At 30.8% G+C, this 19466-nt stretch carries 22 protein-coding genes; all 22 read left to right on the top strand.

Annotation, left to right across the window (positions count from 1 at the left end; all coding sequences use genetic code 11):
- Nucleotide 1: 1 nt before the first annotated feature.
- The 22 genes from mreC to B3630_RS03150 all read left to right on the top strand — a co-directional run bounded on the left by mreC (nt 2) and on the right by B3630_RS03150 (nt 19349).
- Entirely contained in the window at nt 2–847 is an 846-nt protein-coding gene (gene mreC / locus B3630_RS03255; protein ID WP_346895475.1) for a rod shape-determining protein MreC, read from the top strand.
- On the top strand, nt 834–1349 hold the full coding sequence (gene mreD, locus B3630_RS03250; protein ID WP_346895473.1) for a rod shape-determining protein MreD: 516 nt from the start codon (nt 834–836) through the stop codon (nt 1347–1349). The genes mreC and mreD overlap by 14 nt, the downstream gene beginning before the upstream one ends.
- 7 nt (nt 1350–1356) lie before the next feature.
- A complete protein-coding gene (locus B3630_RS03245) occupies nt 1357–4218 on the top strand; it encodes a penicillin-binding transpeptidase domain-containing protein (protein WP_346895471.1) in 2862 nt (953 codons plus the stop codon).
- Between the two features lie 158 nt (nt 4219–4376).
- Nucleotides 4377–5009 (top strand): septum site-determining protein MinC, encoded by a 633-nt coding sequence (gene minC / locus B3630_RS03240; RefSeq protein ID WP_346895469.1) that lies wholly within the window; start codon nt 4377–4379, stop codon nt 5007–5009.
- A gap of 16 nt (nt 5010–5025) precedes the next feature.
- Nucleotides 5026–5835, top strand: a complete 810-nt coding sequence (minD, locus tag B3630_RS03235; RefSeq protein ID WP_346895467.1) for a septum site-determining protein MinD — start codon at nt 5026–5028, stop codon at nt 5833–5835.
- Nucleotides 5836–5837: 2 nt separating this feature from the next.
- Nucleotides 5838–6107 carry a cell division topological specificity factor MinE gene (minE, locus tag B3630_RS03230; RefSeq protein WP_150843815.1) on the top strand — a complete coding sequence of 90 codons (270 nt, stop codon included), beginning with the start codon at nt 5838–5840 and terminating at the stop codon, nt 6105–6107.
- Nucleotides 6108–6182: 75 nt separating this feature from the next.
- Nucleotides 6183–7289, top strand: a complete 1107-nt coding sequence (gene rodA, locus B3630_RS03225; RefSeq protein WP_346895465.1) for a rod shape-determining protein RodA — start codon at nt 6183–6185, stop codon at nt 7287–7289.
- 11 nt (nt 7290–7300) lie between these two features.
- Nucleotides 7301–7669 (top strand): methylglyoxal synthase, encoded by a 369-nt coding sequence (locus tag B3630_RS03220; RefSeq protein WP_346895463.1) that lies wholly within the window; start codon nt 7301–7303, stop codon nt 7667–7669.
- 221 nt (nt 7670–7890) lie between these two features.
- A complete protein-coding gene (locus tag B3630_RS03215) occupies nt 7891–8706 on the top strand; it encodes a M23 family metallopeptidase (RefSeq protein ID WP_346895461.1) in 816 nt (271 codons plus the stop codon).
- Between the two features lie 22 nt (nt 8707–8728).
- Nucleotides 8729–9577: a site-2 protease family protein gene (locus B3630_RS03210; protein ID WP_346895459.1), complete on the top strand. Its 849-nt coding sequence runs from the start codon at nt 8729–8731 to the stop codon at nt 9575–9577.
- A 104-nt stretch (nt 9578–9681) separates the two neighbouring features.
- Nucleotides 9682–11541, top strand: a complete 1860-nt coding sequence (locus B3630_RS03205) for a TIGR03960 family B12-binding radical SAM protein (RefSeq protein ID WP_346895457.1) — start codon at nt 9682–9684, stop codon at nt 11539–11541.
- On the top strand, nt 11516–12217 hold the full coding sequence (locus B3630_RS03200) for a TIGR03936 family radical SAM-associated protein (protein ID WP_346895537.1): 702 nt from the start codon (nt 11516–11518) through the stop codon (nt 12215–12217). The genes B3630_RS03205 and B3630_RS03200 overlap by 26 nt, the downstream gene beginning before the upstream one ends.
- A gap of 11 nt (nt 12218–12228) precedes the next feature.
- On the top strand, nt 12229–13686 hold the full coding sequence (locus B3630_RS03195) for an Rne/Rng family ribonuclease (protein WP_346895455.1): 1458 nt from the start codon (nt 12229–12231) through the stop codon (nt 13684–13686).
- Between the two features lie 201 nt (nt 13687–13887).
- On the top strand, nt 13888–14199 hold the full coding sequence (rplU, locus tag B3630_RS03190) for a 50S ribosomal protein L21 (RefSeq protein ID WP_346895453.1): 312 nt from the start codon (nt 13888–13890) through the stop codon (nt 14197–14199).
- A 2-nt stretch (nt 14200–14201) separates the two neighbouring features.
- A complete protein-coding gene (locus tag B3630_RS03185; protein ID WP_150843809.1) occupies nt 14202–14549 on the top strand; it encodes a ribosomal-processing cysteine protease Prp in 348 nt (115 codons plus the stop codon).
- A gap of 1 nt (nt 14550) precedes the next feature.
- Complete coding sequence (gene rpmA / locus B3630_RS03180; RefSeq protein WP_150843808.1) at nt 14551–14853, top strand: 50S ribosomal protein L27; 303 nt, start codon at nt 14551–14553, stop codon at nt 14851–14853.
- Nucleotides 14854–15049: 196 nt separating this feature from the next.
- Nucleotides 15050–16327, top strand: coding sequence for a GTPase ObgE (gene obgE, locus B3630_RS03175; RefSeq protein WP_346871278.1), 1278 nt, complete (start codon nt 15050–15052; stop codon nt 16325–16327).
- Nucleotides 16328–16348: 21 nt separating this feature from the next.
- Nucleotides 16349–16642 carry a ribosome assembly RNA-binding protein YhbY gene (gene yhbY / locus B3630_RS03170; RefSeq protein ID WP_346871279.1) on the top strand — a complete coding sequence of 98 codons (294 nt, stop codon included), beginning with the start codon at nt 16349–16351 and terminating at the stop codon, nt 16640–16642.
- A gap of 116 nt (nt 16643–16758) precedes the next feature.
- Nucleotides 16759–17367 (top strand): nicotinate-nucleotide adenylyltransferase, encoded by a 609-nt coding sequence (gene nadD / locus B3630_RS03165; protein ID WP_346895451.1) that lies wholly within the window; start codon nt 16759–16761, stop codon nt 17365–17367.
- Nucleotides 17368–17370: 3 nt separating this feature from the next.
- Nucleotides 17371–17943 carry a bis(5'-nucleosyl)-tetraphosphatase (symmetrical) YqeK gene (gene yqeK / locus B3630_RS03160; RefSeq protein WP_346871281.1) on the top strand — a complete coding sequence of 191 codons (573 nt, stop codon included), beginning with the start codon at nt 17371–17373 and terminating at the stop codon, nt 17941–17943.
- Between the two features lie 59 nt (nt 17944–18002).
- Nucleotides 18003–18383 carry a Rid family detoxifying hydrolase gene (locus B3630_RS03155; protein WP_150843804.1) on the top strand — a complete coding sequence of 127 codons (381 nt, stop codon included), beginning with the start codon at nt 18003–18005 and terminating at the stop codon, nt 18381–18383.
- 66 nt (nt 18384–18449) lie between these two features.
- On the top strand, nt 18450–19349 hold the full coding sequence (locus B3630_RS03150; RefSeq protein WP_346895449.1) for an RluA family pseudouridine synthase: 900 nt from the start codon (nt 18450–18452) through the stop codon (nt 19347–19349).
- Nucleotides 19350–19466 lie beyond the last annotated feature (117 nt).

Genomic DNA, 19466 nt, shown 5'->3' with positions numbered 1-19466 from the left:
AATGAAGATATTCAAGAATAAGCTGGCAGTAATAGTTATACTACTGTCAGTGTCCTTTTTGGGGTTAATTGGTTATTCAGTTCAAAAAGACAATATGTCCATGGTGGAAAATGGTGTAGGAAGTGCTATAAACTCTGTTCAAGGTGTTGTTTATAAAATAGGTGGTAAAATAAAAAGTTCTTTTAGTTTAGTACTTAATATAGGAAATATAAAAAGTGAAAATGATGAGTTAAAAAAACAAAATGAGAAATTGAAATTTAATGCTATTGAAAATGATCTTTTAAGAAAAGAAAATGCCAGACTTAGAGGCATGTTAAACTTTGCTGATGCAAATGCTCAGTATAATTATATAGGCGTAGATATTTTGGGTTTAGTTGGAAATAATTTTTTGGATGGATATATAATCAATAAAGGTGAGAAAGATGGAATAGAAAAAGGTATGATTGCCTTGGAAGGAGAAGGACTAGTTGGTCAAGTTACTAGTATTGGTAGTAATTGGAGTATAGTTCAATCTATTTGTAATGAGAATATGGCTGTAGCAGGATATGTATTGAGCACTGAAGAAAGTAATGGTATTGTAAAGGGGTATAAGGGAAATGAAGATAAATTTCTTACGGAAATTACACGCCTTTCCTTAGATTCAAAAATTAAAGAAGGGGACACTATACTAACCTCTGGACTAGGTGGCATATATCCAAAAGGAATTAAAATAGGAGAAGTTCTAGAAATTTATGAGGATAGAGCAAAGGTCGTGAAGAGTGCAATTGTGAAGCCAGCAGTAGATTTTAACAAGGTAGAGCAACTTGTAATTATAGTGCCAAAGGAAAAAAGAGATGTCAAAAACTAATAATAAATTTAAAAAAATATTATATTTATTTTTAATAATTACCATTCTTTTTATTTTTGATAATACCATTATAACTTTTTTTGCTATTAAAAATATATATCCAAGCGTTCTTTTTGTATTTATAGTTTGTTATTCCATGATAAATGGATATGGTGAAGCAACAATTATTGGTGTTATAACAGGGGTTCTTCAAGACATTTATTTTCCGGGAGTCATGGGAATTAACATGTTAATTAACATGTTAATTTGTTTAATGGCAGCTAAAATTGGAAAAGGAATTTTCAAGGATAAGGTTATAATACCTATTTTTTCAACATTCCTACTAAGTTTACTAAAGAGTATTGCTATTTTTGCTATATTTATATTAATAGGAGCTAGTAATAATTTTTTACACTTAATTATATATAAAGCTATTTATGAGATGATAGTAGCTTTACTGATATATAGGATTATACTTAAGTTTAGTGAAACCAAAACTATAAAAAAGGAATGGAGATTCTAAAGAAAGTATGAAAAAAAATAAAAAAATAATTAGAAATAAAAAAAATAAAAAAATAATTAGAAATAAAAAAAATAAAAAAAGTTTTTCAAGATATAATTTATTTTATATAGCCATGGTAGTTATCTTCATGGGAATTACTTCAAGATTGATTTTTTTACAAATAATAATGGTAGAGGATTATAGAGAAAGAGCAAATAGCAATAAATATAAAACAGTATCCGTTGCAGCAGCTAGGGGAGATATAGTAGATAGAAATGGTAAAGTTTTTGCCGAAAGTGTTCAAAATTATGTATTACAATTTAGTGAGACCGAAGAAAGTAAAAAGTATTTCTTTAAAACTATGTCTAGAGTTTTTGAAATATTAGATAAAAAGCAAATACCAATTGTAGATGAATTTCCTATAATTATAAATAATGAAGGAAAGCTAGAATATAACTTCAAAGCTACCGATGAATCAAGTAGAAAATGGCTAGAACTTAGATTTAAAAAGGATAGAGGTTTTTTAGAGCAGGTAGTAAAGAAAGAATATGGTGAGGGTAAGAAGTTTTCAGAGCTTACAGAAGAACAAAAAAATTATATGGATATTTTGTTATTACAGATAACTGCAGAAGAGGCCTATAAGACTTTAGAGAAAGATTATGGTGTAGATAGATACTATGAATTAACTCTTCATGATAGAAGAAGATTTTTACTATTAAAAGATGCTATGAAGATGCAAAGTTTTTCAGGGTATAGCCCAGTAGTAATTGCAAACACTTTAGATCAAGAAACAGCCTTTGTATTTGAGCAACTACAACCAGATATGCCAGGTATAATAGTTGATACTCAGCCTATGAGATCTTATCCTAATGGAGAATTAGGTTCTGCATTTCTAGGGTACATGTCTCAAATTAACCCTTGGGAACAAGATAAATATGAAGAAAAGGGTTATGATGTAAGTACTGATGACATAGGAAAAGCAGGTATTGAGGCAGCCTATGAAGCCTATTTAAAGGGAACTAAGGGACAAGAGAGTATAGAAATTAATAAGCAAGGACGTAGAGTTAGAACTCTAGGACAGGTAGAAGCTTATCAAGGAAAAACTGTACAATTAAATATTGATATGGATGTACAAAGAGCTGCAGAAAAGGCACTGGATGAAGTGATGACTAATCTTCAAAAGAGTGGAAAAAATTATTATGGAGATAGCACTAATGCCACTAGAGGAGCAGCCGTAGCCATAAGTACTAAGGGGGAAGTGTTAGCCCTTGTTAGTAAACCTGGTTTTGATCCTAATATATTCACAGACCCTGGGAAATTAACTACTGAATTGTCACAACAATACTTTAACCCAGATTTAGAAGCTATGGGAAAAGAGTATATTAAAAAAAGAGGACTTGCAAGTATAAAGGGTGTTTTAACAGATAAGGAATTAACTTTAAGTTTAGCAGAAAGAGAACAATTATTGCTAGAAAAAATGTTTCCAATAGATAAAAGTATACCAGGAAATACTACAAGAAGAGAAGATAGATATGATATATTTCCTAAACCTTTTTATAATTACGGAACCTTATCATTAGTTCCACCAGGATCTACCTTTAAGCCAGTTACCGCTCTTGCAGGGCTAGAGGAAGGTGTTATTACTGGAGACACTACGGTTATAGATGATGGATATTATAATCATAGATATCTTAGTTATGAAGGCGCATGTTGGATATATAATATTAACGGTGGCTCTCATGGACCTACAAATGTGAAGAAAGCTTTAGAGGTTTCGTGTAACTATTTTTTCTATGACGTAGCAGATCGTCTTTTTGTAAAAGGTGGGGCAGAAAAAAGTCCTAAAAATGCTTTAGATTTAATAGCAAAATATGGTTGGCAACTAGGGCTAGGATTACCGCAAGGTAGCGATTTAAAAGCTTCTACAGGTATAGAAATTGAAGAAAATTTTGGTCAAATATATAATTATGAATCAAATAAAAATGTTCAAGCTAATACATTTATAAATCAAATGGCTGAATTCCTACAAAAGGGAATCAGCTCAGTGAATGCATCATCTCACTACAAGCCTTTTGATATTACTCAACAAGATGAGAGTGGTAGCGGAAAAGAATTAGAACAAATAAAACTTACTAACTCTAAGAAAAAGACTTTAGTGGATACTATTAGGGGTGAAATGAAAAAAGATGAAAGCTCTGACTATAATAGTATTATGAAAATATTGAAACCGTTAGTTGAAGATATTATTAACACTAACGAAGATATGAAGGCATTAGGATATTCTGAAGCAGATATAGATAATATTGTTTTAGCAATGTATAATGCTATAAATGATACTAATGGATTTATTAAATCTGCAGCTAATGCCTATAATGCATCCATAGGTCAAGGTATGAATCAATTTACACCATTACAATTAGCTAGTTATCTTGCTACTCTTTTAAATGGTGGAGAAAGATATGAGGTAAAGCTCGTTGATAAAATCATTGATAGTAAGACTAAAGAAGTTATTGAAGATATAGAGCCAAAACTTATAAGCAAAGCTAGTTTCAATAAGGCAAATATTGAAATTATTAAAGAGGGAATGGGGAAGGTTAATCAAGGAGAAAATGGTACATCATCTACAGTATTCAATGGGTTTCCTATACATACTGGAGGTAAAACCGGTACTTCTAACGTTGTAACTCAAACACTACAAGAATCCCTTGGAAGGGATGCAGCTTCTGTATATGTAGGCTTTGCACCCTATGGTAATCCAGAGATTGTAGTATGTTCTATAGTATTCGATGCTGCCCATGGTGATGGAACTATTGCCAAGGCAATGTTCGAAGCTTATTTTAAGGAAGAAATATTAAAAATTGATCCTAATTATGAATTTAAATATAAATAAAGAAAATAACAAATGGATTACCATTTGTTATTTTTTTAAAGGAATATTGTTATATAATAAGTGTTTCAACAAAAAAATTATTTTTTCTCAATATAAAGAAGGAATTTAGGCTCTATACGTTGAAATAGTAAGAATATCTCGATATGTGGAGGTTGCATATGCAAGATGATGGTATAAAATTTAAAGGCGAAAAAGATGGACTTAATTTAGTTGTAAATATTAAACTCTTTAGCTCTATAGAAAGCTTAATTGAAGCATTGAGAGTAAAGCTTCGAAAGGGTAGAAGGTTCTATAAGGGTGCCTCCATTAAAATAACTGTAGATATGAGGCAATTAGAAGCTAGAGATTTAAGAGCAATAAGAGATTTTTTATCAACGGAATTTATGATAAAGGATTGCTCCTTTATTAATTTAGAAGATAGTAATAAAAAGGTTTTTAATGGTATACATGAAGGAAAAACTAAGTTTGTCAGAAAAACTATAAGAAGTGGTCAAAGATTTGAATATTCAGGAAACATAGTTATCGTAGGCGATGTAAATTCTGGAGCAGAGGTATATGCTGAAGGAAATATAGTAGTATTAGGTTCTGTTAAAGGTAGTGTGTATGCTGGTATTAATGGTAATAGTGGTGCTATAATAGCCGCCTTTGCATTAACACCACAAATAATGCAAATTGCTGATCTTATCACTAGATCTCCAGAAGATATGGATAAACCTAGGTATCCAGAATTGGCAAGAATTAAAAATGGAAATATTGTTTTAGAACCATATTTAATAAATAAATATATTTAATCGGAGGTATTAGTAAATGGGAGAGGCCATAGTTATAACATCTGGGAAAGGTGGAGTAGGAAAAACTACTACTACAGCAAATATAGGTACAGCTTTAGCATCAATGGATAAAAAAGTAGTTGTTATCGATGGAGACACAGGATTAAGAAACTTAGATGTTCTCATGGGACTTGAAAATAGAGTTGTATTTACATTAGTTGATGTTATTGAAGAAAAGTGTAGATTGAAACAAGCACTTATAAAAGATAAGAGATTTAACAATTTATTTCTTCTTCCAACAGCACAAACTAGAGATAAAAATGATGTAGATATAAATGAAATGTTAAGAGTGGTAACACAGCTAAAGCAAGAGTTTGATTATGTAATTTTAGATTGTCCTGCTGGTATTGAACAAGGATTTGAAAATGCCATTGTAGGAGCAGATTGGGCTATTGTTGTTGTAAATCCAGAAATCACATCTGTCAGAGATGCAGATAGGGTTATTGGAAAGTTAGATGCTAAGGGGATAGAAAGACAGGAGCTTATAGTTAACAGAATGAACTTTGATATGGCTAAGAATGGTGAAATGTTGACTATAGAAGATATAAAGGAGTGTTTAGCTATTAAAGTTATAGGGGTAGTGCCCGATGATAGAAAGGTAACCATATCTACTAATAAAGGTGAGCCTATAGTGTTAGACAGTTCTGCTTATGCTGGTCAAGCTTTTAAGAATATTGGAAAAAGAATTTTAGGAGAAGAAGTGCCATTCCTAGATTTTAATGAAATATACGGTCAAAAAGGATTTATGGGTGCAATAAAAAAATTATTTGGAGGAGGTAGAAATTAGATATGGACTTGTTTAAAATTTTTTCAAGCAAAGTATCTTCAAAGGATATTGCTGCAGATAGATTAAAGCTTATTCTAGTCCATGATAGAGCTACCGTTTCGCCAGATTTTTTAGAGAATATTAAAATGGAGTTGCTTAAGACTATATCTAATTATGCAGAAATTGAAAGTGGAGAAGAGATTGAAATAAGAATAACTACTAGTGATGAATATGATGGGAATTCCCCAGCTTTAGTGGCTAGTATACCTATTAAAAAAGTTAAGAGAAGATAAGCAATAAAGCTATGTTTTTCATAGCTTTTTTTCCTTGTTATGATATAATAGGAACAGGTATGGAGGGAGATGCAAATGAATAAATTATTAGAAAAATTTAAAATTAATGATAAGTTAATCAAAAATATAGATTTTAGTATTTTAATTGTAGTATTTTTAATTGTAGCCTTTGGTATAGTTAATATTTACTCTGCCATTGGAGCTAAATATGCCATGCTTCAATTTGCTTGGATGATTGTAGGTATGATAACTATATACTTCATATTAACTTTAGACTATGTGCAAATATTAAATTATGCACCTGTTATATATTGGGCAGCGGTTATACTTTTGCTTTTTAATGATATAACTGGTAAAGCGGTAAATGGAGCTAATGCATGGATTAGTTTAGGAAATAGAGCTATTCAGCCTGGAGAGTTTGCAAAAATTGGTATGATCCTTATGGTTGCAAAGGTTATAGAGGATGCTGAAGGTGATATAAATAATATAAAAACATTTTCTAAAATAGCCATGTATGCAGCTATTCCAATGATACTCATTGTAATACAGCCAGATATGGGGCTTACCATGGTTTCATTTTTTATAATGTTGGGAATTGTAATTGTAGCAAACTTAAATTGGAAAATCATAGTTGGAGGTCTTTCAGCAGTAGTAGTAGCAGTTGTAGGAATTTGGAAATCACCTTTTATGAAAGAATATTGGAAAATAAGATTTAAAGCTGTTATTGATCCAGATAGATATGCACAAGCAGAAGGGATGCAGCTAATTCAATCTAAAATAGCCATAGGTTCTGGTGGAATATTTGGTATGGGATTTATGAATGGAAAGCAATATAAGTTTGTACCAGAAAACCATACAGACTTTATCTTTGCTGTGCTAGGTGAAGAGTGGGGATTAGTTGGCGCTCTAGTACTTATGATGTTATATGGAATACTTTTATACAAACTTATAAATATAGCAAAGAACTCAAAAGATATAGCTGGAGGTATTATAGTGGTAGGTGTAATAGCATCTATACTATTTTCAATAATTCAAAATATCGGGATGACAATTGGATTACTTCCTATATCAGGTATAACGTTACCTTTTGTTAGTTATGGTGGAAGTTCTATGTTAACTTATTTTATATCTTTAGGGTTAGCTTTAAACATAGGTATGAGAAAGAATAAAATTAATTTTTAGGAGTGATTTAAATGAGAGTTGCATTGGTTGCACACGATAAAAAGAAGGATGATATCATTGATTTTGCTAAAAGATATAAGGATGTGCTAAAAGATCATGAACTTTATGCTACAGGCACTACAGGAAAACTTATAAATGAAATAGTTGGTCTTCCTATATATAGATTTTTATCAGGACCCTTAGGTGGCGACCAACAAATAGGAGCGAGACTTGCAGAAGGAAATATGGATATGATTATTTTTTTTAGAGATCCTCTTACAGCTCAACCCCATGAACCGGATGTAACAGCCCTTATAAGACTCTCAGATGTTCACTGTATACCTCTTGCAACTAATATAGGTACAGCAGAAGTATTCATGAAGGCTTTAAAAAACAGATAATTAAATTAAAGAGGCTGTCTCAAGACAATTTGTCAATCTTTTTAAAATGTTGAATTTGTACTTTAATATAAGTTCATGATTAACGGGATTTTAGGATTGGCATATATTGAGACAGCCTTTTTTTATTATGTTCTGATGAAAATAAATTTTCTTACCCATCATAAAGTTAGTTTTTTTTAATATATATAAATTAGTAATAGTAAATTATGGGGGGATATTTTATGGGAATTTATAATGAATATTATCAAAAATATTATTCTAATATAAAAAAGCAATCAGGAACTAGTGAGTATAAACCTACAAAATATAGTGGGAATAGTACTAAAGGTAGTAACTATAAATTAAATAGTAGAAGAAATACCTTCCCAATTTATTTAAATGTTTTTGGGAAAGGATTTGCCAATATATTGATTATCCAATGCGTAATAATTCTAGTTCTTCTAGCTGGACTATTTGTAGCTAGAACATATCCTAACAGTTATGTTAATAAGGTATATGATAAGAGTATAGCAATTATAAATAATGGTTTATTGAAGGAAAAAAATATAACTATTGAGAATATAGTCCAAGCATTTAAAGAGAAAAGTATACTGGATATATTTAAGGAAGAAAAAATAACTGAAGTTTTTAATGAAGTAAAGTCTATGGTCAATTTTGAAGAAAAGAAAGAAAATTATATAAAAGAAAATTATGTAAACCCCATAACCATAAAGGATAAAAATCAAATCACTATAAAAGATAATAAACTTTCTTTAAGCTTAACTAGTGAAAGTGATATAAAAGCATCATTTCCAGGAAAGGTAAAGAGTATTACTGAAGGAAAAGAAATTACTTTAATCCTAGACTATGGTGATGGTATTGAGATGAAATATTTTGGTCTAAGCGGTAGTAAAGTTAAAATTGGAGATGCTGTTGATACAGGAGAAGTTATTGGTACAGTTAAGGGAGATGAAGGCAATATATTAAGTATAGAAGTATTTTATATGGGAAATATTTTAAACCCAGAGAAATGCTTTAATTTTGAAACTATGATATAGCAAGATTATTAGGGGGAAATCATTGATACGAATAAGCAAATACTTAATACCCTATATAATTTTAATATTGATTATAGGATTTAAAAGTGAGTTAATTATAGGTTTTATAATCATAATCATCCATGAAATCATTCATTTAATAACAGCAAGAATATTAGGTTATTCAGGATTTTCTATAGACATATTACCAATAGGTACTACTTTAAGATTAAAGGAGCTAGAAGAGGCAACCCCTAAGGAAGATATTATTATATCCCTAAGTGGTCCTATAGGGAATTTTTTAATTGCTTTAACTAGTTATTTTTTAGGCAAATATTTTTCTAACTCTAGTTTTATTGAATTTTGCAATTATAATTTAGTTATAGGTATATTTAATCTTATACCAGCATTTCCTTTAGATGGAGGTCGTATATTAAGAGATATTCTTAATATTAAACTCATATATAAAAAAGCTAATAAGATTGCGCTAAATATAAGTATAGTAATAGGATATATATTTGGAGCAATCTTTTTAATGGGATTATGCTTGGAGCGACTGGTTTTAGATTTTGCATTTTTTTCTATATTTATATTAATGATTTCCTATAAGGAAAAAGGGAGGATAGCTTATATAATAATGGGATATATCATCAAAAAAAAGGAAAAGTTAATAGGTAGAGGATACCTAGAAAATAAAAGTATTTCTGTTTATTACAAAATAAATATATTACAATTAATAGAATTAATAGATAAAAATAAGTATAATGTATTTACTGTACTTGATGATGAAATGAACATGATAGGAGTTTTATATGAAGAGGATATATTAAATGGAATTAAGGAATTGGGAAATATAACTCTTGAAGAACTTCTAGAAAGCTATGAAAAATAGTATAGTTACTTGAAATATTATATAGTTGTGCTAAAATGAAACTTAGCTTCAGAGGATGTAAAATCCTCTGAAGCTAAGTTAAATTAACTTAAGGAGGATACTCAATGAATAAAATTTCCGACGATATTTTGTACAGAGTTGAGAAACCAGCTAGATATATAGGTGGAGAATTAAACTCATATAATAAAGATAAAAACAATGTAAATATCAGATATGCTTTTTGTTTTCCAGATGTTTATGAAGTGGCAATGTCCCACTTGGGAACAAAAATTCTATATCATCTTATGAATGAGAGAGAGGATACCTTCTGTGAAAGATGCTTTGCACCTTGGCCAGATATGGAAAAACTACTAAGAGAAAATAACATTCCGCTAGGAACTCTTGAAACTAAGGATTCCCTTAGTGAATTTGATATTTTAGGATTCACTCTTCAATATGAAATGAGCTATACTAATATCTTAAATATGCTAGATATGTGTAATATACCAGTTAGAGCTTCAAAAAGGGGAGAAGAATATCCTATCATCATGATGGGAGGTCCTTGTGCCTATAACCCTGAGCCTTTATATGATATAGCTGATGTCTTCATATTAGGTGAAGGAGAAGAAGTTACCCATGATGTTTTAGATGTTTATAAGGAAATGAAGGGTAAATCAAAGGCCGAATATCTAAGAGCTATTTCAAAGATTCAAGGAGTTTATGTACCATCCCTTTATGACGTAAATTACAACGAAGATGGTACTATTAATGAGATGACTCCAAAGCATGAGGATGTACCTAAAACTGTTAAAAAGAGAATAGTCTCAGATTTTAATGCTAACAATTCTCCAGAAAAATTCATAGTTCCTTATACAGAAATTATTCACGATAGAATAGTTATAGAGACCTTTAGAGGATGTACAAGAGGATGTAGATTCTGCCAAGCAGGAATGATATACAGACCAGTTAGAGAAAAAACCACAGAAAAACTTATGGAGGAAATCGATGTTCTTGTAAAAAACACAGGTTATCAGGAGATTTCTCTAAGTTCCTTAAGTATTTGTGACTACTCTAATATCCAAAACTTAATATTTTCTTTAATTGAAAAGTATGGAGAAGAAAAAATAGGAGTATCTATACCATCAATTAGAATAGATGCCTTCTCTGTAGATTTAATAAAGGAGATACAAAAGGTAAGAAAGACAGGATTAACCTTTGCTCCAGAAGCTGGAACTCAAAGGATGAGAGATGTAATAAACAAAGGTGTAACAGAAGAAGACTTACTAAGATCTGCTAGAAATGCCTTTGAATCAGGTTGGTCAACTATAAAGTTATACTTTGTTATAGGACTTCCTTACGAAACCGTAGAAGACGTAGAAGGAATTGCGCACTTAGCAGAAAAGGTAGTAGAGGAATACTTCCATGTACCTAGGGATGTAAGAAAGAGGGGTTTAAGAGTTACAGTAAGTACTTCTATATTAGTACCAAAGCCATTTACACCTTTCCAATGGGCTCCAATGAATCAAGTGGCTGAGGTAAGAGAAAAAATTTCAAGTCTTAGAGATGCTATAAAAAGTAAGGCTATTAACTACAATTGGCATGAATCGGCACTTAGCTACCTAGAAGCAGTATTTGCAAGAGGGGATAGAAAACTTTGTGATGTTCTAGTAAAGGCCTTTGAAAAGGGAGCTAGATTTGATGGTTGGAACGAGTACTTCAACTTTGAATTGTGGCAAGAAGCTTTTGAAGAATGTGGGGTAGATGGAGAATTCTATGCTTATAGAGAAAGAAGTTATGATGAAATCTTACCATGGGACTTCATTGATATAGGAGTAAGTAAAAGCTATCTAATAAGTGAAAATGAAAAAGCTAAAGAAATGGTTTTAACACCAGACTGTAGAGAGAGATGTACAGGATGTGGAATCAATACTAGTTTTAAGGAAAGGGAGTGCTTTCATGGTGCGTTATTTAATAAAATACACTAAAGAAAGTGAAATAAAGTTTTTATCTCATTTAGATTTAATGAGAACTATACAGAGGGTTATAAGAAGAGCAAAACTACCAATAGAGTATTCTAAGGGGTTTAATCCTCATATGAGCATATCTATAGCACAACCCCTATCAGTAGGGGTATATTCTACAGGAGAATACTTAGATGCAGTGTTTATTGAAGCTATTGATGAAAAGGAAATTATAAAGACTTTAAATGAAAATACAGTAGGGGGAGTTAAATTTTTGTCTGTTACCAAGGTAGCCAGAAAAGAAGGACAGAAAAATCAACAAGCCATGGCTACCATAGATGCAGCTAAATATATAATAAAGTTTAAACTTCAGGATGAGTCTGCACTAGATATGGATTCTTTAATGAATTTAAGTCAATGGACAATTTTAAAGAAATCTAAATCAGGAGAAAAGGAAACAGATATTAAGCCTTTAGTTAAAGAGATAAAGTACTCCATAGATAATAAAATATTAACTATAGAAGGACTTCTTAGTTGTGGAAGTAGAGAAAACCTATCAGCAAGTTTACTTAGTGAATTTATAAAAACTCACGTAAATGGAATTAAGGAAGATGCCTTTGTTGATATAAAAAGAGTAGAAATGTATGCTTTTAAAGGAAAAGAACTACTTACACTTCAAGAGTATTTTGCACAGTACTAGGAGTTGATTTAATGAAAAAAATATTCATTGAAAGACAAAATACATTATTAAAGATTGCAGTAAAATATGGTGATATTCTTAAAGAATGTTTTATAGAAGAAGATACAGAAGGACCTAAAGTAGGAGACATATATAGAGGTGTAATTAAAAATATAGTACCTTCTATTCATGGTGCTTTCGTAGATATAGGTTATGAAAAAAATGGATATCTTTCCCTAGAAAAAAATCAGCATATAAACACCCTTAAAAAAGGTGATGAAGTTATGGTAGAGGTAGTAAAGGAAGAGATAGATAAAAAAGGCCCAAAGGTAACTAGAAACCTTTCCTTACCAGGAGCCTATGCAGTACTTACTAAAGAACATAACCATATAGAAATTTCAAAAAAGATTAAAACGCCTAATTTTAAAGAATTGATAGAAAAAACTATATCAAAACCTGAGGATGTTGGAATAATAATTAGAACAAAAGCAGAAAATATTGATATAAACATTTTAAAGGAAGAAATAAGTGAGTTAATACATAGATATGAAGAAATATGTAATAAGTTTACTTACTCATCTAAAGTGGGAACTCTCTATAAAGACAATGGGATCCTAAGTAGGGTTTTAAGAAATTATACTGAAGGTGGAGCTGGGATAGTAGTTGATAATTATGAAGATTACCTTTACTATGAAAAATTAATTAAAGAAAAGCGCTTAGAAAATATTGATCTCAGTTTTTATGAAGGAACTTTATCCATATTTGATAATTATGGCATTGAAAAAGAAATTTTAGCTTTAAGACATAATAAAATTAACTTATCCAGTGGTGGTAACATTGTGTTAGAACGAACTGAAGCCATGAATGTGGTGGATGTAAATACAGCTAAAAACATAAAGCCATCATTAAAGGAAAAAAATATTTTAATAACTAACATGGAAGCTGCTAAGGAAGTAGTAAAACAGATAAGACTGAGAAATCTAGGTGGGATAACAGTAGTAGATTTTGTAGATATGAAATCTAATGAAGATAAAGCTGAAGTTTTAAAGGTTCTACAAGAAGAGTTTAAGGATGATAAGCATAATACTAAAATATATCCTTTCACAGAATTAAATTTAGTTCAGATAACTAGAAAGAAATATGGCAAATCCATATGTGATTATGTTTTTAATTCCTGTGTTCATTGTAAAGGTACAGGAGAAAAAGTATCTTTACAATATATATTAAGCATTTTAAAAGGTAAAGTGAAAAAAATAAAATCAGAGCAGGGAATTAAAAATATCTATATAGAACTAGATAAAAACTATGAGTATGAAATAAACAATGATATAGTAACTTTTGTGGAGAAATTAGATGGTCTAGACTGTGATATTTTTATTAGATTTCAGGAAAATCTAGATAATTTTAAAGCTGAATCTTTAATTTTCCATAGCCAAGTTGAAGCTATGCAAGAATTAAAAGTATTTTCTGCAAAAACTAGATGTAACTAATAATTTTGAATAAGATGTCAATATTAGAGATGATAGCCATCAATAAAAAAATACCATAAGTTGCTTTACAATCATCAGCGTATGTGTTAAAATGTCATTTGTAGACCGCACACATAAGGTTTTTAAACTAACTTTAGAATTTTGTAAAGAATTTGCAAGTTATACCTGAGATGGCGAGACTGGATTGAGGAGGTGTATTTAATGTACGCAGTTTTACTTACTGGAGGAAAGCAATACAGAGTTCAAGAGGGAGACGTTTTATTCGTTGAAAAACTTGAAGCTGAAGTTGATTCAACTGTAGAATTCGATAAAGTTTTAGCAGTTGGAAAAGAAGACGGTTTAGTAGTTGGAAAGCCTGTAGTTGAAGGAGCTAAAGTTGTTGCTAAAGTAGTAGCACAAGGAAAAGCTAAGAAAGTTATAGTTTTCAAATATAAGCCAAAGAAAGACTACAGAAAAAAACAAGGTCATAGACAACCATTTACTAAAATTGTAATTGAGAAGATTGAAGCTTAATTATGATTAAGGTAACTTTCAAAAGAACAAAAAGCATGTTAGTATCATTTCATGTATATGGGCATGCTGAGTATTTTGATGTTAAGCAAAATACAACTGTTTATGATGATGTTGTTTGTGGTTCTGTAAGTAATTTAGCCCAGGTAACAATCTTAGGAGTGTTAGAGGTGCTAAAGTTAAAACCTACATATATCGCGGAAGAGGGAAACATAGCTTTAGATGTATCTAAGTTATCTCATGTGGAAATAGAAAGTACACAAGTCCTACTAGAAACGATGTTATTGGGATTGAAAAATTTAGAAATTAGTTATGGAAAATATATCAAAGTTGTAGTAGAGGAGGTGCAGTGATATGTTACTAATAAACCTTCAGTTATGTGCTCATAAAAAAGGAGTAGGTAGCTCTAAGAACGGTAGAGATAGTGAATCTAAGAGATTAGGGGTTAAACGTGCAGACGGACAATTTGTACTTGCAGGAAACATCCTTGTAAGACAAAGAGGAACAAAAATTCACCCAGGTACAAACGTTGGTATCGGTGGAGATGACACTCTTTTCGCTAAGGTTGATGGAGTTGTAAGATTTGAAAGAGTGGGTAAAAACAAGAAAAAAGCTAGTGTTTATCCAATCGATGTAGAAATTGCAATAGCTGAATAGTTAATTAAGCACCCGTAAGGGTGCTTTTTTATGACATAGGACAATTATTTATTCTATGTTATAAAAAAACATCCCTAGGTGTTAATTAGTTTTAAAATAAAACATAGGTAAAATTATTATTTTTGTAAATAATAATATACGTATACTTAATTCGTAAAAATATCAAAGGATATTTTGTTAGGAAGGTGAAATAATAATGTTTATAGATACAGCCAAGATTTTTGTACAGTCCGGAGATGGTGGTAATGGTTCCATTCATTTTAGAAGAGAAAAGTTTGCTCCACTAGGTGGACCAGATGGAGGAGATGGTGGAGATGGTGGAAGTGTCATATTAGTAGTAGATAGTAATATGACTACCCTATTAGATTTTTCTTATCACCGTAAATTCGTAGCTCCTAATGGAGGAAAGGGTGAAGGCTCTAAATGCTACGGAAGAGGTGGAGAAGATATTATTATCAGAGTTCCAATGGGAACTATAGTTAAAGACTTTGAAACAGATAAAGTTATGTGTGACTTAGCTCATGACGGCGATAAATTTGTAGTATGTAAAGGTGGAAAAGGCGGAAAAGGAAATGCAAAATTTTGTACTCCTACAAGACAGGCACCAAACTTTGCAGAGCCAGGTATGCCAGGAGAAGAAAGATGGATTAAGCTAGAACTTAAACTTTTAGCCGATGTAGGACTTCTAGGATTCCCTAACGTAGGAAAATCAACGCTTTTATCCATGGTATCTAAGGCTAGGCCAAAGATAGCTAACTACCATTTTACTACTATAAAACCAAATCTTGGAGTAGTAGCAGTGAAGGGTATAGAGCCTTTTGTTATTGCTGATATTCCAGGTATCATAGAAGGAGCAGCAGAGGGAGTAGGATTAGGATTAGAATTCTTAAGACATATAGAGAGAACTAGAATGCTTATTCATGTAGTTGATATTTCTGGAGTTGAAGGAAGAAATCCTATAGAAGACTTTAAAAGAATTAATGAAGAACTTAAAAAATATAGTATAAAGCTATGGGATAGACCACAGATAATTGCAGCAAATAAATCTGATATGCTCTATGATGAAGAAGTTTATGAAAACTTTAAAAAAGAATTACAAGCTATGGGCTATGATAAGATATATAAGATATCTGCAGCTACAAATGAAGGTGTAGATGATCTTATGAAAGCTGCAGCTGAAATGCTTAGTACAATTCCAGTTAAGGAATTAGAGATTTCGGAAGATGATAAATTTATTCCTGAAGAAAAGAGATTTACATATGAAATAAATGAAGTCGAAGAAGGTATATTTGAGATTACAGGATCCTTTGTAGATAGATTATTAACTAGTGTAAATGTAAATGAGCCAGATTCATTAAGATACTTCCATAAAGTTTTAAGAAACAAAGGAATTATCGATGAGTTAAAGGATATGGGAATACAAGATGGTGACCTAGTAAGATTAAATGATTTTGAATTTGAGTTCTTATTATAAAATTAGGGGGAAATAAATAACATGATAACAACAAAACAAAGAAGCTATCTTAGATCTCTTGGAAGTCAATTAGTACCAATATTCCAAGTAGGAAAAGGTGGCATAGAAGAGAACTTTCTTAAGCAGATAGATCAAGCTCTAGAATCAAGAGAGCTAATCAAGATAAAAACTTTAAATAATAGTGGGATTACAGCAAGAGAAGCTTCAGAAATTTTATGTGAAGAATTAGGTTGTGAAGGAATTCAAGCTATAGGAAGCAAATTAGTTATATATCGTAAATCTAAGAAAAATCCTAAAATAGAGCTTCCTAAATAAAATACATTTAATAGAGTTTTAGAAACCTTTAAATATATGTAACTTTTAAACAGGTATTCCATTTATAGTTGGTAAAATACTTCATATATGGTATTATAATTTAAAGAGGTAATAGCATGAAAAAGGCAATTTTTGGAGGAACTTTTGATCCTATACATATAGGACATATTCATATAGCTTATGAAGCACTATATAATTTAAGCCTAGATGAAGTCATATTTATGCCAAATGGTCGACCACCACATAAAAGGGCTAGAGTTGTGACAGAAGAGAAAATTAGGTATAAAATGGTTTCTCAGGCCATAAAAGGGGAGAAAAAGTTCTCCATAAGTGATTTTGAGATAAAAAGTGACAGTTTAAGTTATACTTATAATACTCTAATGCAGTTTAACCATAGAGAACCTTATACTCAATGGTATTTCTTAGTTGGAGTAGATAGTTTAATGACTTTAAGGCAGTGGAAAAATATTCACATCATATTAGATAACTGCACTTTAGTTGTGTTTTCTAGAACTGGATATGCTATGGATGATGTATTAAAAATGAAAAAGGATTTAGAGAAAGAGTATGGCAAAGAGATAATTTTGTTAGAAATGTCTCTTTTAGATATATCATCTACAGAAATTAAAAAGAAAATTTCAGAAGATAAAATGGTTAATTACCTTCTTCCCCTAGGGGTAGAGGAGGTAATTAATCAATATAATTTATATAGAAATAAGGTGTAAGGTATGTGGCAGGAAAATAGAATAAAAGATTATATAAAAATTCATCTTACCAAGGAGAGATATAACCATAGTTTAGGTGTAATGAAAACTAGTGAAGACCTTGCAAAACATTATGGTATAAATCCTAATAAAGGTAGAATAGCTGGGCTTTGTCATGATTGTGCTAAAAATTTTTCTGCCAATGATTTAATTAATAAAGCAAGGAGTAATGGAATAATTATTTCAGATATATATTACAAATCTCCTCAGCTTTTACATGGTTTAATTGGAGCATATATTTCAAAGGAAATGTTCCATGTGGAAGATGAAGATATTTTAAATGCAATAAAATATCATACTACAGGACGAGAAAATATGTCAACATTAGAAAAAATAGTTTATATTGCGGATTGTATAGAGCCTTCAAGAAATTTTAAAGGTGTGGAAGAATTAAGAACTTTAGCCTATGAGAATATAGATAAAGCTCTTTTAAAATCTTTTGATGATACTATAATGTATATATTATCTAGAAACTCAATAATGCATATAGATACCATTAAAGCTAGAAATTATTTGTTAGTTACTAAAAGAAACTGATATTACTAGGTAAAAATTATCTAATAATATATAATAATTTAAATTGGGGAGGCAAAAAAATGGATAAAATCATAATCAACACTGAAAAAGCACCTGCAGCTTTAGGGCCATACTCACAGGCAGTTAAGGTAGGAAATTTACTATACACTTCAGGTCAATTACCAATAAATCAAGCTGGAGAATTAGTAAATGATGATATACAAAAGGCTACAGCTGTGTGCTTAGAAAATGTTAAAGCTATTCTTGAAGAGGCTGGTACATCCTTAGATAAGGTTGTAAAAACTATGGTATTTATAAAGGATATGAATGACTTTGCAGCCATGAATGAAATATATGGAAAGTATTTCAATGCAAATCCACCTGCAAGATCTTGTGTTCAACCAGGGAAATTACCAAAAGATGCTTTAATAGAAATAGAAGTAATAGCAATAGTAGAATAATTAAGTATATGATTAAGCCTCCTACACAAGGAGGCTTAAATATTTATAAATAGAGGTGACTAGAAGATGAGTGTTATTACATATAAGGTAGGAAAAGAAGGCCAGGATATGAAGATAAGAGACTACATGAAGGAGAATTTAAATCTTTCTGGTAGATTCATTCGTGGTTCAGCTATGGATAGAAGGTTAAGAGTAAATGGTAAAGAAGTAAAGCTTAACTATAAACTTCAAGAAGAAGATATTATTGAGGTTACTGTAAATGCAGAGGAAAGCCAAAATATAGAAGGTGAAGATTTAAACATAAAGGTTATTTATGAAGATGATGATTTATTAATAGTTGATAAGCCTCCTTTTATGGTAGTTCACCCAACTAAAAGTCATCCTATGGGAACCTTAGCAAATGGAGTTATTCATCATTTTAGAAGTAATAATGATAATTCTATAGTAAGATTAGTTAGTAGATTAGATAGAGATACTTCTGGACTTATTATGATAGCTAAAAATCAATTTTCTCACATGAACTTAGCAAAATCCATGGAGAAGAATTTAATTAAAAAGTCTTATTTAGCTATAATTCATAGAAACCTTGAAAATCAAGAAGGTACTATAGACCTACCTATAGGAAGACCTACAGATGAAACAATAAAAAGAGCAGTTTTACAGGATGGTCAAAGAAGCATTACTCATTATAAGGTAAAAGAGAGTTATAAAGAAGGAACTTTAGTAGAATTGGTCTTGGAGACTGGAAGAACCCATCAAATAAGGGTACATTTAAGCTATGTAGGATGTCCTATATATGGAGAACAACTCTATAGTGATTTTAATGATGAAGAATTAATATCTCGTCAAGCTCTACATGCCTATGCTCTAACATTGCCACATCCTCGAAGTGGTGAGATTTTAAACTTTGAAAGTGCTCTTCCAGAGGATATGACAAAGCTTATACATAGCTTTCAATCCATATAGAAAATTCATAGCCGGAGACCTAGCAGCTCTTTACTCCCACTTTTAAGAAGATAGGAGTATTAGAGTCGGAAGTCATAGGATAAAGAAATGGTGCTGCATTATTATCTAATGAAGCAC

Source organism: Clostridium sp. UBA7503 (assembly GCF_002477055.1).
In the GTDB taxonomy this organism is placed as follows: domain Bacteria; phylum Bacillota; class Clostridia; order Clostridiales; family Clostridiaceae; genus Clostridium_J; species Clostridium_J sulfidigenes.
The sequence above is the reverse complement of the archived record's forward strand: the minus strand, read 5'-3'. Positions and strand labels throughout refer to the sequence as shown.

Bases quoted from the DNA above. Each gene is read 5' to 3' on its own strand.
- yqeK (WP_346871281.1), top strand. From the start codon at position 17,371: ATGTGGCAGGAAAATAGAATAAAAGATTATATAAAAATTCATCTTACC.
- B3630_RS03150 (WP_346895449.1), top strand. From the start codon at position 18,450: ATGAGTGTTATTACATATAAGGTAGGAAAAGAAGGCCAGGATATGAAG.
- minD (WP_346895467.1), top strand. From the start codon at position 5,026: ATGGGAGAGGCCATAGTTATAACATCTGGGAAAGGTGGAGTAGGAAAA.
- obgE (WP_346871278.1), top strand. From the start codon at position 15,050: ATGTTTATAGATACAGCCAAGATTTTTGTACAGTCCGGAGATGGTGGT.
- B3630_RS03220 (WP_346895463.1), top strand. From the start codon at position 7,301: ATGAGAGTTGCATTGGTTGCACACGATAAAAAGAAGGATGATATCATT.
- minC (WP_346895469.1), top strand. From the start codon at position 4,377: ATGCAAGATGATGGTATAAAATTTAAAGGCGAAAAAGATGGACTTAAT.
- minE (WP_150843815.1), top strand. From the start codon at position 5,838: ATGGACTTGTTTAAAATTTTTTCAAGCAAAGTATCTTCAAAGGATATT.
- B3630_RS03245 (WP_346895471.1), top strand. From the start codon at position 1,357: ATGAAAAAAAATAAAAAAATAATTAGAAATAAAAAAAATAAAAAAATA.
- rplU (WP_346895453.1), top strand. From the start codon at position 13,888: ATGTACGCAGTTTTACTTACTGGAGGAAAGCAATACAGAGTTCAAGAG.
- mreD (WP_346895473.1), top strand. From the start codon at position 834: ATGTCAAAAACTAATAATAAATTTAAAAAAATATTATATTTATTTTTA.
- B3630_RS03215 (WP_346895461.1), top strand. From the start codon at position 7,891: ATGGGAATTTATAATGAATATTATCAAAAATATTATTCTAATATAAAA.
- B3630_RS03185 (WP_150843809.1), top strand. From the start codon at position 14,202: ATGATTAAGGTAACTTTCAAAAGAACAAAAAGCATGTTAGTATCATTT.
- B3630_RS03195 (WP_346895455.1), top strand. From the start codon at position 12,229: ATGAAAAAAATATTCATTGAAAGACAAAATACATTATTAAAGATTGCA.
- mreC (WP_346895475.1), top strand. From the start codon at position 2: ATGAAGATATTCAAGAATAAGCTGGCAGTAATAGTTATACTACTGTCA.
- B3630_RS03205 (WP_346895457.1), top strand. From the start codon at position 9,682: ATGAATAAAATTTCCGACGATATTTTGTACAGAGTTGAGAAACCAGCT.
- rodA (WP_346895465.1), top strand. From the start codon at position 6,183: ATGAATAAATTATTAGAAAAATTTAAAATTAATGATAAGTTAATCAAA.
- nadD (WP_346895451.1), top strand. From the start codon at position 16,759: ATGAAAAAGGCAATTTTTGGAGGAACTTTTGATCCTATACATATAGGA.
- yhbY (WP_346871279.1), top strand. From the start codon at position 16,349: ATGATAACAACAAAACAAAGAAGCTATCTTAGATCTCTTGGAAGTCAA.
- B3630_RS03155 (WP_150843804.1), top strand. From the start codon at position 18,003: ATGGATAAAATCATAATCAACACTGAAAAAGCACCTGCAGCTTTAGGG.
- rpmA (WP_150843808.1), top strand. From the start codon at position 14,551: ATGTTACTAATAAACCTTCAGTTATGTGCTCATAAAAAAGGAGTAGGT.